General features: G+C 63.0%; 11 protein-coding genes. 6 read left to right on the forward strand and 5 right to left on the reverse strand.

All coding sequences use genetic code 11. The features are described from left to right. The first annotated feature begins 21 nt into the window (after window positions 1-21). Window positions 22-1,047: a Bug family tripartite tricarboxylate transporter substrate binding protein gene (locus AC1DYQ_RS02100; protein ID WP_477685370.1), complete on the forward strand. Its 1,026-nt coding sequence runs from the start codon at window positions 22-24 to the stop codon at window positions 1,045-1,047. A 158-nt stretch (window positions 1,048-1,205) separates the two neighbouring features. After that, the gene (locus tag AC1DYQ_RS02105; RefSeq protein WP_477685371.1) at window positions 1,206-2,201 is read left to right on the forward strand and encodes a tripartite tricarboxylate transporter substrate-binding protein; all 996 of its coding nucleotides are present in this window, start codon (window positions 1,206-1,208) and stop codon (window positions 2,199-2,201) included. Window positions 2,202-2,223: 22 nt separating this feature from the next. On the opposite strand, the gene hemH is transcribed toward AC1DYQ_RS02105, so the two are convergent. Then, entirely contained in the window at window positions 2,224-3,354 is a 1,131-nt protein-coding gene (gene hemH, locus AC1DYQ_RS02110; protein ID WP_477685372.1) for a ferrochelatase, read from the reverse strand. 33 nt (window positions 3,355-3,387) lie between these two features. Here hemH and AC1DYQ_RS02115 point away from each other — a divergent pair, with 33 nt between their 5' ends. Beyond that, entirely contained in the window at window positions 3,388-4,083 is a 696-nt protein-coding gene (locus AC1DYQ_RS02115) for an HAD family hydrolase (RefSeq protein ID WP_477647662.1), read from the forward strand. A 28-nt stretch (window positions 4,084-4,111) separates the two neighbouring features. Then, complete coding sequence (locus AC1DYQ_RS02120) at window positions 4,112-4,744, forward strand: glutathione S-transferase family protein (protein WP_477685373.1); 633 nt, start codon at window positions 4,112-4,114, stop codon at window positions 4,742-4,744. A 95-nt stretch (window positions 4,745-4,839) separates the two neighbouring features. Here the strand turns inward: AC1DYQ_RS02120 and hpnE are convergent, their stop codons facing one another. The 4 genes from hpnE to hpnC form a co-directional block, all read right to left on the reverse strand. Beyond that, window positions 4,840-6,111, reverse strand: a complete 1,272-nt coding sequence (hpnE, locus tag AC1DYQ_RS02125) for a hydroxysqualene dehydroxylase HpnE (RefSeq protein ID WP_477685374.1) — start codon at window positions 6,109-6,111, stop codon at window positions 4,840-4,842. Between the two features lie 133 nt (window positions 6,112-6,244). Continuing rightward, window positions 6,245-7,087, reverse strand: a complete 843-nt coding sequence (gene hpnD / locus AC1DYQ_RS02130; protein ID WP_457280292.1) for a presqualene diphosphate synthase HpnD — start codon at window positions 7,085-7,087, stop codon at window positions 6,245-6,247. Window positions 7,088-7,126: 39 nt separating this feature from the next. Continuing rightward, window positions 7,127-7,861, reverse strand: a complete 735-nt coding sequence (locus AC1DYQ_RS02135) for a hypothetical protein (RefSeq protein ID WP_477685375.1) — start codon at window positions 7,859-7,861, stop codon at window positions 7,127-7,129. Window positions 7,862-7,921: 60 nt separating this feature from the next. Continuing rightward, on the reverse strand, window positions 7,922-8,785 hold the full coding sequence (gene hpnC, locus AC1DYQ_RS02140) for a squalene synthase HpnC (RefSeq protein ID WP_477685376.1): 864 nt from the start codon (window positions 8,783-8,785) through the stop codon (window positions 7,922-7,924). Window positions 8,786-8,908: 123 nt separating this feature from the next. Between hpnC and AC1DYQ_RS02145 the strand changes: the two genes are divergently transcribed. Together AC1DYQ_RS02145 and AC1DYQ_RS02150 are read left to right on the forward strand one after the other, a co-directional pair. Continuing rightward, window positions 8,909-10,078 carry an efflux RND transporter periplasmic adaptor subunit gene (locus AC1DYQ_RS02145; protein WP_477647656.1) on the forward strand — a complete coding sequence of 390 codons (1,170 nt, stop codon included), beginning with the start codon at window positions 8,909-8,911 and terminating at the stop codon, window positions 10,076-10,078. Between the two features lie 7 nt (window positions 10,079-10,085). Further along, window positions 10,086-13,331, forward strand: a complete 3,246-nt coding sequence (locus tag AC1DYQ_RS02150) for an efflux RND transporter permease subunit (RefSeq protein WP_477685377.1) — start codon at window positions 10,086-10,088, stop codon at window positions 13,329-13,331. Window positions 13,332-13,433: the final 102 nt, after the last annotated feature.

Raw genomic sequence — 13,433 nt, forward strand, 5'->3', positions numbered from 1 at the left:
ATTTACTACAAAGGAGACGACATGCTGAACATCAAACGACGCACCGCACTGGGTGGGCTCGCCGGGTTGGGCCTGACCACATTGGGCAGTACATTCCCCGCATTGGCGCAATCCGCCAAGGCACCGGCAGCTGTCGCTTCTCCAAAAGGCAAGGCCGCCAAACTAACTTCGAAACTGCGCATCGTGATACCGGCCAACGCCGGCGGGGGCTGGGACCAGACCGGCCGTGCGCTGGGTACGGCCTTGCTGGGTGTCGGCGCCGCTGACGAGATCGAATACGAAAACAAGGGTGGGAAGGGCGGCACCATCGGCTTGGCTTACTACGCCGAGAAGTACGGCAACGATCCCAACACCCTGTTGATGGGCGGTATGGTCATGGTGGGTGCGGTTGCCTTGCAAAAACCCGCGGTCGACATGACTCGCATCCAACCGATAGCCCGCCTGACCAGCGACTACCTTGTGGTGGTGGTAGCTGCCAGTTCGCCGATCCGTACCGTTGCCGATCTTGCCAGCCGGCTGCGCACTAACCCCAAAGACGTGCCGATCGCCGGCGGGTCGGCCGGTGGTGTGGACCATGTGTTTGCAGGGGTGCTGACCCGAGCCTCGCAAAGCAAACCGGAAGAACTGGTGTATTTGCCTTTCGCCGGCGGTGCCGAGGTGGTGCAGGCCGTGCTGGGTGGCAAGGCAGTGGCCGGCATATCGGGCTATAGCGAGTTCAGCGACGAACTCGCAAGCGGGAAATTGCGTGCCATTGGCGTGTCGTCCAAGCGCACGGTTTTTGGCATTCCCTCGATTCGCGAGCAGGGGCTCGATGTGGACATGGCCAACTGGCGTGGCGTGTTTACCGGCCAAAACGTGGCACCCGCCCGCCAGGCCGAAATGGTCGAAGCGGTGAAAGCCGCCGCAGGGTATGAGTCCTGGCAAAAAACACTGAAGCAGAACCACTGGGACTCTTCGCTGCTCTCGGGGCCCGGTTTTGCCAGCTTCATTGACTTTGACCTGACGACCTCGCGAGTTATGGTGCACCTGCTCAAGCTCAAAGCCTGACGCTCTGCGGCAGGGTTTTCGAAAGGGGCGACCGCGTGGGTCACCCCTTTTTTCTCCGACGTCCATCTGATGGATGGCATGGAAAGTGCTGTACCTGTTGGGGGAACCGGCGCATGCCGGCCTGCTGCCTGATACATGCCACACCGCTGGAGAATCTCATGCCGACTGTTCGACGACGTATTTTTCTCGGGGGGCTCACGTGCCTGGGCGCAGCTGCCGCCGGCGTTGTCCCTGCACCCTTGTGGGCACAGGCTGCCGTGAAGGGCAAGCTTGCGCCCAGATTGCGCATCGTCATACCAGCCGCCTCGCGCAGCACGCTGGACGAAGCGGGCCGTGCCCTCGGCGATGCCCTGGTCGGCCTGGGCCTGAGCGACGAGATTGAATACGAAAACAAGGAGGGGCACGGCGGCACCACAGGGCTGGCCTGGTATGCCGGCAAGTACGGCTCCGATCCCAATGCGCTTTTCATGGGCGACAGCAACCTGGTCGGCGCAGTGGCTTTGCAAAAACCAGCCGTGGACCTGACCCGGCTCCGCCCGGTGGCCCGCCTGACCAGCGACTACCTGGTGGTGGTGGTCGCCGGCAACTCGCCCATCAAGACCGTCAACGAACTGGCTGAGCGCCTGCGCACCAGCCCCAGGTTGACGCCCATGGCGATTGGTTCTGTTGGAGGTGCGGACCACGTGTTCGCCGGCCTGCTGGCCAAGTCGGCCGGTAGCCGCCCTGAAGATCCGGTGTACCTGCCCTTTGCCCGCAATTTTGAATTGGTGGATGCGGTATTGACTGGCAAGGCGGTGGCCGGCGTTTCCGGATACGGAACTTTCAGCGCAGAACTGACCAGCGGCAAGCTGCGCGCCGTGGGTGTGTCATCCAAGAAAACAAGCTACGGTGTGCGGTCCGTGCGGGAGCAGGGGCTGGATCTGGACATGGCGAACTGGCGGGCTGTCTTCACCGGTCAGGGCGTCACGCCCGCGCGCCAGTCGGAGATGGTTGAAGGCGTCAAGGCGTCGCTGGCCTATGAGCTGTGGAAAAAAACGCTCAAGGAAAGTTACTGGGAGCAGTCCTGGCTGTCCGGGGCTGACCTCACCAACTTTATCGACTTTGATACCAAGACCACACAGCTGATGATGCAGCTGCTCAAGCTCAAGGCTTGATAGCCACCGCAAGGAATATGGCTTATTGGGTGGCGCCCAGGGCCCGCGCGCGCTGGCGTGTGCTGGCCAATTCCGCGGTGTCTGCACCGGCCGCCGGCCAGCCTGAAAGATGCTGCTGCGCCAGCTCGGCAAGCCCCGCAATCCATTCATGGCTGTCGTTCAGGCAAGGGATGTAGTTGAATTCCTTGCCGCCCGCATGCAGGAAAGCCTCGCGGGCTTCCATGTTGATTTCCTCCAGCGTTTCGAGGCAGTCGCCGGTAAAGCCGGGGCAGATCACATCGACCCGCCCGATACCTGCCTTTGCCAGGGCCACCAGTGTGGGCTCGGTATACGGCTCAAGCCATTTGGCCTTGCCAAAGCGCGACTGGAAGGTCACCTTGTACTGCGCAGGCTGCAGGCTCAGTTTGGTGGCCAGCAGCCGGGCGGTTTTATGGCATTCACAGTGATACGGGTCGCCCAGCTTCAACGTGCGTTCGGGCACCCCGTGAAAGCTCATGACCAGCTGTTCGCCGCGGCCGGCAGTGCGCCAGTGTTCGCGCACGCGTGCCGCCAGCGCGCTGATATAGCCCGGATGATCGTGGTAGTGGTTGACAAAGCGGAACTCGGGGATGCGGCGTATGCGCGCGGCCCAGGCGTAGACCGCATCAAAAACGCTGGCCGTGGTGGTGCCGCTGTATTGCGGATAGGCCGGCAGGATGAGAACGCGCGTGACGCCGTCGGCCTTGAGCTGGTCAAGCTGCGAGGCGATGGATGGATGGCCGTAACGCATGGCGTAACGCACCTCGACGGGCAGTCCGCGCACTGCCAGGTAACCGCGCAGCATGACAGCCTGCTTTTGCGTCCACACCCGCAGCGGCGAGCCTTCCTTCATCCAGATGCTGGCGTACTTGGCCGCAGACTTTTTGGGCCGCACGCGCAGGATGATTCCGTGCAGGATCAGCCACCAGAGCGCTCTGGGGATCTCAACCACGCGCGGGTCGCTTAAAAACTCCGCGAGGTAGCGGCGCAATGCCGGTGCCGTCGCCTCATCGGGCGTACCCAGGTTGCAGAGCAGGACAGCCGTGCCGCAGGCCGTGGGCGTGGCCGGCGCTGCACCGTGCGTGAAGGGGGGCTCGGGGTTGAAAGGTGTGAGGATGCGCGAGCGAAAAGACATGGGTTATTCTCGCCTATCCCATTGACGCTGCCTATGCTTGACCTGTCCACCATAAAAGCCATCACACTTGACCTCGATGACACCCTGTGGCCCATCTGGCCTGCCATTGAAAGGGCCGAGAAAGCACTGGACGACTGGCTCAGCCAGCATGCACCGATGACCGCGGCGTTGTTTTCCAATCCGGCGGCGCGCCATGAGATCCGGGAGCACGTCACACGCTCGCGCCCGGAGCTCAAATACAACCTGAGCGCAATACGCCGGGAGGCGATACGGGTGGCGCTGTACCGCTCCGGCGAAGACCCGTTGCTGGCGGAAGCCGCGTTCAACGTCTTCTTTGAAGAGCGCAACAGGGTCACCTTGTTTGAAGACGCGGTGCTGGCGCTGGAATTCCTGTCCGGGCGTTACCCGCTGGTGGCGGTTTCCAACGGCAACGCGGACGTTGAACGAATCGGTATAGGCCGGTATTTCAGGGCGGCCATCAGCGCCCAGCAGTTCGGTGTGGGCAAGCCCGACCCGCGCATTTTTCATGCGGCAGCTGGGGCGGTGGAGGTGCAGCCCCAAGAAGTATTGCATGTGGGTGACGACGCCACGCTGGACGTGCTGGGCGCGCTTAATTGCGGCATGCAGACGGTGTGGGTGAATCGCTCCGACCAGATGTGGGCACACCCCGCGGTGCCGCACGAAACGGTGACCACGCTGACCGAGCTGTGCGATTTGTTCCCGCAGTGAACGGTTGACTTTCAAGAGGGCGCTTGCGATGACACTCAAAATCTACGGCACAGCCGCTTCGCGCGCAGCGCGTCCCCTGTGGACGGCACAGGAAATGGGCCTGGCCTATGAGCACATTGCGCTGCCGTATGTGGGTGGCGCCACGCGCACGCCGGAGTTTCTCGCCATCAACCCGAACGGCCGGATCCCCGTGGTGGATGACGATGGGGTCCTGGTCTGGGAGTCCATGGCCTGCGTGCTTTACCTGGCCGAGCGATTCAAAAAAACCAATGCGCCAGGCCTTGCTGCGCAGAACCCCGCGGAGCAGGCAGACATCCTGCGCTGGAGCTTCTGGGTGGTGACCGAGTGCGAAAAAGACGCCCTGGCGTTCCTGATGCATCGCATCATGATGCCGGCAGAGCGCCGCAAGCCCCAGTTGGCCGAGGATGCCGAGCGGCATCTGCTGGGCCCGCTGCGGGTGCTCGAACAGCATTTGCAGTCGCGCAGCTACCTGGCGGGTGAACGCTTTACGGCGGCCGATATCTGCGTGGCTTCCGTGCTGGCGTGGATTCAGGGTGCTGCCAGTCTGATGGCGCAATGCCCGGCAGTGGACGAGTGGCTCAAGCGCTGTCTTGCGCGTCCGGCGTACCGTGCGGTGAGATTGATGGCGAAAAGTGCCTGAAACCAATTATGGCTGTGCGCAAGCAGCTATTTAATTGATAGCAATACGGGTGGCGTGACTGCAATGACCGCGAACCGCGGATGTGCCGGGACAGATCAATGCAGGCGCTGCGCCGCTTCCAGCCCCGAGCGCACGGCGCCTTCCAGTGTGGCTGGATACGGCCCGGCGATGTAGTCGCCACAGGCATAAAGACCTGGTGCTACGTCGATTGCCGGGCGCAGCAGGCCCGGCGTGCAGGCAAAAGTCGCGCGCTTTTCCACGATGGTTTGCACCACCTGCAAGGTGTCCAGGCCCAGCTGCTGTGCCGCCTGCGCCAGCACCTGTGCAGCCAGCGTCGCGCCATCGCCTGTGCTGGCGCTGATCACAAAAGCCAGCAGGCCGGTGGGCCCGCCCAGTTGCCCACGGTCGAACACAAATTGCGCGGGTGCGGTCGCATCAGCGGGTAAGGCCAGCATGGGCTGCTGAAGGCGAACGCCTGCCGCCCAGGCGTAGACCGTGGTCAGCGCTTCGTGTTGAAGGCCTTTCACCTGCGCCAGCCAGTCGCCGGGTTGCAGGCCGCTGCCTTCCACAAGCCGCGCCGCTTCATGGGGCGGGCAGGCCAGCACCACGCAGTCGAAGGCTGCGCTGATGTCGGTACTGACCACCCAGCTCGAACCAAGAGGCGCAATGGATTGCACGCGGGCGCCCAGCCGCACGATGCTGCCCTGGGCCGCCAGCCAGCGCAGGGCGGCGTCGGGCAGCAGCGCGCTGAGGTCGGCGCGCGGCAGCAAGAGGTTGGAGCCGCCGCTTTCCGAAAACAGCGAGTCGTGCATCACGCGCAGGAAAACCTGGCCGCTGGCGCGTTCAGCGGGCGTGTTCAGCGCCGAGACGCAGAGGGGCTCGATCAATGAGGCCATGGCACCGGGTGACAGGCCGCGGCACAGGTCGGCCACGGACACGCCGGGATCGCACTTGAATTTAGCGAGCTGCCAGCCGACGGCGACCTTGAACATCGAGAGTTTGTCGGCCCAGGACCAGCCGCGCGCCAGGACGATGCCGGCCAGCGCATCGAGTGGGGCCGGCAGTTGCGGAAGCTTCAGGCCGCTGCCGTCCGGAAACCGCAGCGTCAGCGGCAGCCGCAGCAAGGAAGCGGCTGCGTCGACACCCACCTCCTTCATCAGGCGCAGCGTTTCGGCATAAGCGCCAATCAGGATGTGCTGGCCGTTGTCGAGCACCACCGGCTCGCCTGCCAACGTGCCGCCCACGCGGCGCGCACGTCCGCCGGCGACGCGGGTGGCCTCAAACAACGTGACCTGGTAACCCAGCCGCGTGGCCTCGACAGCCGCAGCGCATCCGGCCCAGCCGGCGCCGATCACGGCGACTCTCATGATGGGCACGGTTGCGTGCAGGTGATCGTGTGAGTTCCATACCAGCCGGGGCCGCGGAACTGGCTTTGCCAGGCCGCAGGCGCAGCGCCCCCGCGGGGGGTAGCGAACCACACGAAGTGGGGAGCGTGGGGGCTCATTGGATTTTGCCGAAGGCCTGGGTCTTCCACGCCAGCCAGAATTTGCGCAGCGGTGTGAGGCTGACGCGCTGGTGCAGCACCTGGTAGCCGTCGGCGGCGATTTCCCGCAGCAGCGTGCGGTAAATGCTGGCCATCATGAGGCCGGGTTTCTGGGCGCGGCGGTCGGCTTCGGGCAGCATGGCCAGCGCTTCGTCGTAAAGTGCCAGCGCGCGGTCGGTCTGGAATTTCATCAGCGCGCTGAAGCGGTCGGAGTACTGGCGCTTGAGGACCTCATGCGCCTTTACGTCAAATTGCTGCAGCTCGTTGACGGGCAGGTAGATGCGGCCGCGCATCGCGTCTTCGCCGACGTCCCGGATGATATTGGTGAGCTGGAATGCCAGGCCGAGCTTGTGCGCGTAGGCGGTGGTCGCTTCGTCGGTCTGGCCGAAGATGCGCGCCGCCACTTCGCCCACGATGCCGGCAACCAGGTGGCAATACTGCCGCAGGCCGGGAAAGTCCAGGTAGCGGTTTTGCTCCAGGTCCATCTGGCAGCCGTCGATGACAGCCTGCAGGTGGCGCGCTTCAATGCGGTAGGTTGGGGCGTGCGGCATCAGCGCTTTCATCACCGGATGCGTCGGGTTGCCGGCATAGGCATTGAGCACCTCGCCTTGCCACCAGGCGAGCTTGGTACGCGCTACGCCGGGGTCGGTGATTTCGTCGACCACGTCGTCGATCTCGCGGCAAAAGGCGTAGAACGCGGTGATGGCGGCGCGTCGTTCCTTGGGTAAAAACAGGAAGGCGTAATAGAAACTGCTGCCGGATGCGGCGGCTTTTTGCTGGACATATTGCTCAGGCGTCATGCGGTAATTGTCACATGGGACTTGTTGGCCGGATTGGTATCAGGATGCCTTGGGGGCAGTGCGTTCGGCGAAGTAAAGCTTCAGCGCAAGCACCACGGCAATCAGGACGACCCAGACGATCAACACATCGCCGAATTGCCAGAAGAGCCAGAACGGGGAGCCTAATTGACCCAGCAAGGGCAGCAGGAACGGCTGCAGCCGGGGTGTCCAGAAACCGGGGCTGGACATGCAGGCCGATACCAGGGGATCAAAGCTGCCGGGGTTGCATCCGAGGGCCTGCAGTATTTCGCGCGATACATACGTGCTCAGGAAGGGCGTGCCGAAGGCGATGCAAAACGCGATCAACCCCAGCAGCAAAATCCAGAAGCTGACTTGCAAAAACTGGTGCAACCTTCGTTGCGGTGACATTGCCGTGGCGGCAGGTGCATGCCGGGCGGTGATGGCCTTGCGGGGGTTTTGGTACGCATGGCGGCTCCAGCCGATCACGGCCAACCAGGCCAGGATGAGCCACCAGAAGTTGCGCAACAGGATAAAGGGGTAATCCAGCGGAGTCTGCGCAGACAGAAAAGGTGTGAGCCTTGAGGCCAACGCGTTCTGGAAGAAGGAACACGTTCCGGCTCGCGGGTCTGCATGGAATTGGCAATTGAGAGCGGCCAGGGCCTGCTCTGCGATGACGCCGCCGATCAGCGCGAAGCTGATGCAAAAGAGGAAGAGGCCCCACACCAGCGCGCGATGGAGGCCCGAAGGCGGCAGTTTTGCCTGTGGCATTGCCATGTGGCTTCCTGTTGGTGTGTTGATTGATCTGTCCGTCCCTGGTGCGATCCGGCTGGTTGGCTACATGAACAGCGCACGCCAGCCCATCACCAGCACATCCCGGGGGCCCAGCTTGGGGCGCCGCTGCAGGGTATTGAATCCTTGGGACTCGATCTTCTCAAGGATGCGTAGCCCGCCTTGCACCACCAGGCGCAGCTCCCAGCCGCCGCGGCCCGGTATTTTTTTTGTGAGTGGCAAGCCTTTTAGCATCGTAGCCCTTGCAGAGCGTGCGCAAGCAGCTATCAAATTGATAGTAGAGGGGTTGGCATCCAGCGCCAGCAGCTGCGCTTCGTCAACGCCGTGGCGGGTCCAGGCATCGGCCGGCAGGTAAATACGCCCGCGCGGAATGTCCACGCTGAGGTCTTGCCAGAAGTTGATGAGCTGCAGGGCGGTGCAAATGCAGTCGCTCATGTGCAGCGAGGCGGCGTCATGGATGCCGTACAGGTGCAGTAGCAGCCGGCCCACGGGATTGGCCGAGCGGTTGCAGTAATGGAGCAGCTCGGCCTCATCGGCATAACGCTGTTTGACGACGTCCTGCTCAAAAGCGCTGAGTAAATCGGCCAGCAGGTTTACCGGCAACTGGAATTCCGCCATCATGGGCGTCAGCTGGGCAAACACCGGCGCCCAGCGAGGCGAGGGCGCCAGGCCTGTGGAGGCCGCCACCAGGTCGGCGCGGTAGGCGGCGAGGTCGGCCAGGCGTGCCGCCGGTGGGGCATCGCCTTCATCGGCGATGTCATCCGCCGTGCGGGCAAACCAGTAGATCGCCGCGATGGGCGGGCGCAGACGCGGCGGGCACAGCAGCGACGCTACCGGGAAGTTTTCATAGTGCGCCACACCCTGCAGAGACGGCGTCAGGGTGGCTGGCGATTGGGAGCCTTGGGTCATGCGGGCGATTGTCGCTTGACAAGCCTCGGCAATTATCCTAGATTACTAACCGGTCAGTCAGTAGCAGTTCCCTGACTCTTTATTTGCCCTGCTATCCATGCGGGTTTCACCCCGAACCAGATCATGAACAAAACCGTTTTCTCCCTGGTGGGCGCCGCCGTCCTGCTGGCAGCCTGTTCCAAACCCGCCCCGCCAGAAGAGCCGGTCCGCGCCGTCAAGGTGATCACTGTCGGGACCAACGCCTTTTCATCGAGCCACGAATATGCCGGCGAGGTCCGCGCCCAGGTGGAGTCGAGACTCGGCTTTCGGGTTGCGGGGAAGATCATCAAGCGGCAGGCTGAACTGGGCCAGCGCGTCAAGGCCGGGCAAGTGCTTGCCAACCTGGACCCTCAGGATTACAAGCTCGCGGCCGATGCAGCCCGTGCGCAGGTCGCCGCCGCCGCCACCAACCGCGACCTTGCTGCCGCTGATTTCAAGCGCTACAGGGAGCTGAAAGAGCAGAATTTCATCAGCGGTGCCGAGCTTGAGCGCCGCGAAACCACGCTGAAGGCGGCCCAGGCGCAACTGGAGCAAGCCCAGTCCCAGCTGGCTGTGCAGGGCAACCAGGCCAACTACGCGGCGCTGGTCGCGGATGTGTCGGGGGTTGTCACCGCCATCGAGGCCGAGCCGGGCCAGGTCGTGACGGCCGGCGCGCCAGTGGTGCGGATTGCCGCGGATGGTGTGCGTGATGTGGTGTTCTCTGTGCCCGAAGACAAGGTGGCGGCGATCAAGGTTGGCTCGCCGGTCAGTATCCGTGTGTGGTCCCAGACCGCTGAATTGACCGGAAAAGTGCGCGAAGTGGCGGCCAGCAACGACCCCGTTACGCGGACCTACACCGTCAAGGTTTCCGTTGACGCAAAAGAACCGCCGCCGCTAGGCGCCACGGTGTATGTGGTGCCGCAGGCCGGCAGCGTGGTGGGTGCGCCGGTCATCAAGCTGCCGACAACAGCGCTGCGCCAGGAAGGCAAGGCCACGGCGGTATGGGTGGTTGACAAGGCCACCATGACCGTCAAGCCGCAACTCATTCAGGTTGCCACGGCAGACGGCAACGACGTGGTGGTGGCTTCCGGGCTGCAACCCGGGATGCTGGTGGTCAGCGCCGGCGTGCATGTGCTCTCGCCGGGCCAGAAAGTCAGTATTTATCAGCCGAGTGTGGCTGTAGCCGGCGCCAGTCCGGCGCAAACGGCTATCAATTCTGTAGCGACACCTGTGGCGGCACCGGCTGCCGCTTCCGCTGCTTCTGCCGCGAAGTGAGAACGGCATGACGCAACCCCACCCAGACAGCAGCGGTGCTGCCGGCGAACTGGCTTCGCCCTCGACCCGTTTCAACCTTTCCAAATGGGCGCTGGACCACCCTGCACTCACGCGTTATCTCCTGCTGGTGCTGATGATTCTGGGCTTTGCCGCCTACTTCCAGCTCGGGCAGGACGAAGACCCGCCTTTTACCTTTCGCGCCATGGTGGTGCGCACCTACTGGCCGGGCGCCACGGCGCAGCAGGTGGCCGAGCAGGTGACCGACAAGCTGGAGCGCACGCTGCAGGAGGCGCCTTATGCCGACAGGATTCGCAGCTACTCCAAGCCCGGTGAATCGCAGATCATTTTTCAGATCAAGGACTCGTCCAAACCCGGTGATGTCGCCAATGTCTGGTATTCGGTGCGCAAGAAAATCGGCGACATGCGCGGGACGCTGCCGGGCGGCATCCAGGGCCCGTTCTTCAACGACGAATTCGGCGATGTGTATGGCGTGATCTACGCGCTGGAAGCTGACGGTTTTAATTACGCCGAACTCAAGACCTTTGCCGACGATGTGCGCCAGCAACTGCTGCGTGTGCCGGACGTGAGCAAGGTGGAGCTGTTTGGTGTGCAGGACGAAAAAGTCTACATTGAGATTTCGCAAAAACGCCTGGCGCAACTGGGGCTGGACCTGAACCAGGTGCTGGCGCAACTGGGCCAGCAAAACGCGGTGGAATCTGCTGGTGCGGTACAGACGCCGCTGGATGTGGTGCAGGTGCGCGTGGCGGGCCAGTTCGAGGCGATTGAACAATTGCGCATCATGCCGATTCGCGGCAGCTCCGGCAACCAGCTGCAGCTGGGCGACATCGCCGAGATCAAGCGTGGCTATGTGGACCCGCCATCCGTCAAGGTGCATTACCAGGGCAAAGAGGTGATTGCGCTCGGCGTTTCGATGGCCAAGGGCGGCGACATCATCGCACTGGGCAAGTCGCTCACGACCCTCTCGGACCGCATCGAGAAATCCCTGCCGGCCGGCATCAAGCTGGTGAATGTGCAGAACCAGCCCAAGGCGGTAGCTACCTCGGTGAATGAGTTTGTGCGTGTGCTGATCGAGGCCGTGGTGATTGTGCTGGCGGTCAGCTTCATCAGCCTGGGGTTCCACAAGCGCCCGCACAACGGCCCCGGCCAGTTGCCGTTGTGGAAGCGCTATTACATCGACATGCGGCCCGGCCTGGTGGTGGGCATCACCATCCCCCTGGTGCTGAGCCTGACCTTTCTGGCCATGTGGTACTACGGTATCGGGCTGCACAAGATTTCGCTGGGCTCGCTGATCATCGCGCTCGGCCTGCTGGTGGACGACGCCATCATTGCCGTGGAGATGATGGTGCGCAAGATGGAGGAGGGCTATGACAAGGTGCGCGCCGCCACCTTCGCCTACGAGATCACCGCCATGCCCATGCTGACGGGTACCCTGATTACCGCCGCGGGCTTTTTGCCCATCGGCCTGGCCAAGTCCACTACTGGTGAATACACCTTCGCGATTTTTGCGGTGACTGTGATCGCGCTGGTGCTCAGCTGGATTGTCTCGGTGTATTTCGTGCCTTACCTGGGCACCTTGCTGCTCAAGGTGCCGCCGCACGTGCAGGAAGTGGCCGCCGGCCAGGACAGCCCGCACGAGATGTTCGACAGCGCGTTCTACAACACCTTTCGCAAAACGGTGAACTGGTGCGTGGAGCACCGCTGGATCACCATCGGCTCGACGGTGCTGATTTTTGCGCTGGGCATTGTCGGCATGGGCAAGGTACAGCAGCAGTTCTTCCCTGATTCGAGCCGGCCCGAGATCATGGTCGATATCTGGTTCCCTGAAGGCACTTCCTTTGCCGCCAATGAGGCGACCGCCAGGCGGGTGGAGCAGCGCCTGATGCGAGAGGAGGGCGTGAGCTCGGTCAGTACCTGGCTGGGCTCGGGCGTTCCACGCTTTTATTTGCCGCTGGACCAGGTCTTTCCGCAAACCAACGTCTCGCAAATGATTGTGCTGCCCAAGGACTTGAAGGTGCGCGAGTCGCTGCGCATCAAGCTGCCGGCCCTGCTGGCCACCGAATTCCCCGAAGTGCGCGGCCGGGTCAAGCTGCTGCCGAACGGCCCGCCCGTGCCTTACCCGGTGCAGTTCCGCGTGGTCGGCATTGACCCGCTGGTGCTGCGTGACCGCGCTGACGAGGTCAAGGCGGTGATGCGCGAGAGCGGCAACACCCGCGGTGTGAACGACAACTGGAACGAGTCGGTGAAAGTGCTGCGGCTGGAAGTGGACCAGGCCAAGGCGCGCGCGCTGGGCGTGACCAGCCAGTCGATTGCTCAGGCTTCACGTACCATCCTGGCGGGCACCTCGGTTGGCCAGTTCCGTGAAGGTGACAAGCTGATCGACATCGTGCTGCGCCAGCCGCTGGACGAACGCAACGCGATCACCGACATCGGCAACGCTTACCTGCCCACGGCTTCGGGCAAGTCGATTCCGCTGACGCAGATTGCCAAGCCGGTGTTCACCTGGGAGCCGGGCGTGATGTGGCGCGAGAACCGCGACTACGCCATCACGGTGCAAAGTGACATCGTCGAAGGCCTGCAGGGTGCCACGGTGACGCAGGAGTTGATGCCCAAACTCAAGGCGCTGGAAGCCAAATGGCTGGACAAGGGCATGGCGGGCTACCGTATCCAGGTGGCTGGCGCGGTGGAGGAAAGCAGCAAGGGTTCGTCGTCGATCGTTGCCGGCTTGCCCATCGCGGGCTTCCTGATACTGACCCTGTTGATGCTTCAATTGCAAAGCTTCAGCCGGACCATGCTGGTCTTCGTGACGGGTCCATTGGGCATTGCCGGTGTGGCCGCGGCGTTGCTGCTGCTGGGGCGGCCGTTTGGTTTCGTCGCTTTGCTGGGTGTGATTGCGCTGATGGGCATGATCCAGCGCAATTCCGTGATCCTGATTGACCAGATCGAACAGGACCGCGCGCGTGGCGTGCCGGCCTGGGACGCGATTGTCGAATCAGCCGTGCGCAGGCTTCGGCCCATCGTGTTGACTGCCGCCGCTGCGGTGCTGGCCATGATCCCGCTGTCGCGCAGCGTGTTCTGGGGGCCTATGGCGGTTGCCATTATGGGCGGCCTGGTGGTGGCGACGGTGCTGACCTTGCTGGCCCTGCCTGCCATGTATGCAGCGTGGTTCCGTGTCAAACGGGAAGATAAGCTGAAAGTTAAGCCACACATGGGCGAAAAGCCACAGCCGGCCTGATTCTCTCCAGCCGTCGGTTCCGGACGAAAAACCGGGCCCGATAACGGCTAAAATAGAGAGTTGACCGATTTCAAGCGGGGATTCGGAGGTTTTTCGGATTCC

The organism is Polaromonas sp. P1_F4, from assembly GCF_056405675.1.

Excerpts from the sequence above, each read along its gene's own strand:
- hpnC (WP_477685376.1), bottom strand. The coding sequence starts at position 8,785 with ATGACCCAAGGCTCCCAATCGCCAGCCACCCTGACGCCGTCTCTGCAG.
- hpnE (WP_477685374.1), bottom strand. The coding sequence starts at position 6,111 with ATGAGAGTCGCCGTGATCGGCGCCGGCTGGGCCGGATGCGCTGCGGCT.
- AC1DYQ_RS02135 (WP_477685375.1), bottom strand. The coding sequence starts at position 7,861 with ATGGCAATGCCACAGGCAAAACTGCCGCCTTCGGGCCTCCATCGCGCG.
- AC1DYQ_RS02105 (WP_477685371.1), top strand. The coding sequence starts at position 1,206 with ATGCCGACTGTTCGACGACGTATTTTTCTCGGGGGGCTCACGTGCCTG.
- AC1DYQ_RS02115 (WP_477647662.1), top strand. The coding sequence starts at position 3,388 with ATGCTTGACCTGTCCACCATAAAAGCCATCACACTTGACCTCGATGAC.
- AC1DYQ_RS02100 (WP_477685370.1), top strand. The coding sequence starts at position 22 with ATGCTGAACATCAAACGACGCACCGCACTGGGTGGGCTCGCCGGGTTG.
- AC1DYQ_RS02145 (WP_477647656.1), top strand. The coding sequence starts at position 8,909 with ATGAACAAAACCGTTTTCTCCCTGGTGGGCGCCGCCGTCCTGCTGGCA.
- hpnD (WP_457280292.1), bottom strand. The coding sequence starts at position 7,087 with ATGACGCCTGAGCAATATGTCCAGCAAAAAGCCGCCGCATCCGGCAGC.
- AC1DYQ_RS02120 (WP_477685373.1), top strand. The coding sequence starts at position 4,112 with ATGACACTCAAAATCTACGGCACAGCCGCTTCGCGCGCAGCGCGTCCC.
- AC1DYQ_RS02150 (WP_477685377.1), top strand. The coding sequence starts at position 10,086 with ATGACGCAACCCCACCCAGACAGCAGCGGTGCTGCCGGCGAACTGGCT.
- hemH (WP_477685372.1), bottom strand. The coding sequence starts at position 3,354 with ATGTCTTTTCGCTCGCGCATCCTCACACCTTTCAACCCCGAGCCCCCC.